Origin of the sequence: Mangrovactinospora gilvigrisea, from assembly GCF_001879105.1 — a bacterium.
In the GTDB taxonomy this organism is placed as follows: domain Bacteria; phylum Actinomycetota; class Actinomycetes; order Streptomycetales; family Streptomycetaceae; genus Mangrovactinospora; species Mangrovactinospora gilvigrisea.
This window is the reverse complement of record NZ_MLCF01000175.1, coordinates 1-2,004: the sequence shown is the minus strand read 5'-3', so window position 1 is coordinate 2,004 and position 2,004 is coordinate 1. Positions and strand designations below refer to the sequence as shown.

The window sequence follows — 2,004 nt, the reverse complement described above, 5'->3', positions numbered from 1 at the left end:
ACCTTACCAGACTTTCCGGCGGGGTTTTCCCCTCCCCTTTTTCCGCTTTCGGGCAGCGCAAGACATCGCACAGCCGTTCTGCTTCATAAGGGGGGTGCCGCCCTCGGTCCGCTCGGTGCTCCGTGCGTTCCCGTCAGGCAACTCGCAGAACATTAGGGTTCGGCGGCGCCCATGTCAACTCAGGTCGTGGTCCCCCGGCAGGTCGAACTCGCACCAGACGGACTTGCCCCCGTCGGGAGTGCGCCGGGAGCCCCAGCCGGCGGCGATCGCGGCCACGATGCCGAGGCCCCGGCCGGACTCGTCGGCTACGTCGGCGGTGCGGCGGCGGGGCAGCTGCTCGTTGCCGTCGGAGACCTCGACGATGAGGCGGCGGTGGGTGCGGCGCAGGCGGAGGCGCATCGGGGGCGAGCCGTGCGTCAGGCAGTTGGCGACCAGTTCGCTCACCGCCAGGACGCCGAGCTCCCGCAGGTCCTCGGAGAGGCGCCAGCTGGCCAGCACGCCGGTGGTGAAGGCGCGGGCGCGCGGGGCGGCCTCCGTTCCGCCGTGCAGCTCCAGGGTGGCGCCGCGGAAGAGGGCGTTCTGCTCGGGGGTGCGTCCGGGGAGCTGGACGACGAGGACGGCGACGTCGTCGTCGTGCTGCTCGGTGATGCCCATGGCGCGGAGCAGGCGGTCGCAGACCACGTCGGGGCCGCCGGCCGCGCCGGCGACGGCGGACTCCAGCTCGGTGATGCCGTCGTCGATGTCCTGGCCGCGGCGCTCGACGAGGCCGTCGGTGTAGAGGACGGCGGTGGAGCCGGGGAGCAGCGGCACCTCTTCACTGGTGTGCTGGTAGCCGCCGGTGCCGAGCGGCGGTCCGGCCTGGTGCTCGACGCGGCGGACGGTGCCGTCCTCGTCCCTGATGATCATCGGGAGGTGGCCGGCCGAGGCGTGCACGATGCGGGCCTCGCCGGGGTCGTAGACGGCGTAGGTGCAGGTGGCGATCTGGCTGGCGTCGATCTCGGTGGCCAGGCCGTCGAGCAGCTGGAGGACCTCGTGCGGGGGCAGGTCGAGGCGGGCGTATGCGCGGACCGCGGTGCGCAGCTGCCCCATCACGGCGGCGGCGCGCACGCCGCGGCCCATCACGTCGCCGATGACGAGGGCGGTGCGGCCGCCGCCGAGGGTGATGACGTCGTACCAGTCGCCGCCGACCGCGGCCTCGGCGCCGCCGGGGTGGTAGACGGCGGCCACCCGGAGGTCGTCCGGCTGCTCCAACTCCTGGGGCAGCAGGCTGCGTTGCAGGGTGACGGCGGTCTCGCGGTGGCGGCGCTCGCTCTCCCGGAGGCGCTCGGTGGCCTGCACCTGGTCGGTGACCTCGGTGGCGAAGACGAGGACGCCGTGGACGCGGCCCGCGGCGGAGGAGTTGCGGGCGAGGCGGCGGACGGCGCGCGGCGCGGGGCTGCTGTTGGCGTGGCCGGCGGGGGCGTCGTGGTCGGTGATGGGGGCGCAGACGAAGCTGTAGTAGGCGGCGGAGTCGCCGGTGGCGTCCGGCTCGTCGGGGGTGTCGTCGGCGGGGGTGCCGGTGGGCTGGGCGACGCGGCGGACGCGGACGGTGCGGGCCCGCCCGCTGCGGTAGACCTGGTCCATCAGCGGCAGCACGCCGAGTTCGTCGAGCTCGGGGAGGGCCTCGCGGGCGGGGGCGCCGGGGGTGCGGGGCCCGAACATCGCGGTGTAGGCCTCGTTGACGTAGGTGATGCGGTGCTGCGGTCCGTCGGTGACGGCGATGGGCGCGGGGGCGTGGGCGAGGACGTCGCGCAGCGCGGGATCGGCCGGGCCGCCCTCGGCGGCGGACTGGCGTGCGGGGGGCACGGCCGCGGGGCGCGGTTCGGCGGGGCGGCGGCGCGTCGTGCCCGGGAGGCGGGCGCTCCAGCGGGTGAGGTTCACGCAAGGTCTCCGCGCTACGAATGGGTGGGCTGGCTGGGTGGACGCACGGGTCGGGGAGGGGCGGTCCGGCCGGGTGGGCACAGG

The 2,004-nt window shown here is 75.2% G+C and carries 1 protein-coding gene; it reads right to left on the bottom strand.

Annotated features, from left to right (window positions below; all coding sequences use genetic code 11):
• Positions 1-174 precede the first annotated feature (174 nt).
• Positions 175-1,920 (bottom strand): ATP-binding SpoIIE family protein phosphatase, encoded by a 1,746-nt coding sequence (locus BIV57_RS22860; RefSeq protein WP_071658777.1) that lies wholly within the window; start codon positions 1,918-1,920, stop codon positions 175-177.
• Positions 1,921-2,004 lie beyond the last annotated feature (84 nt).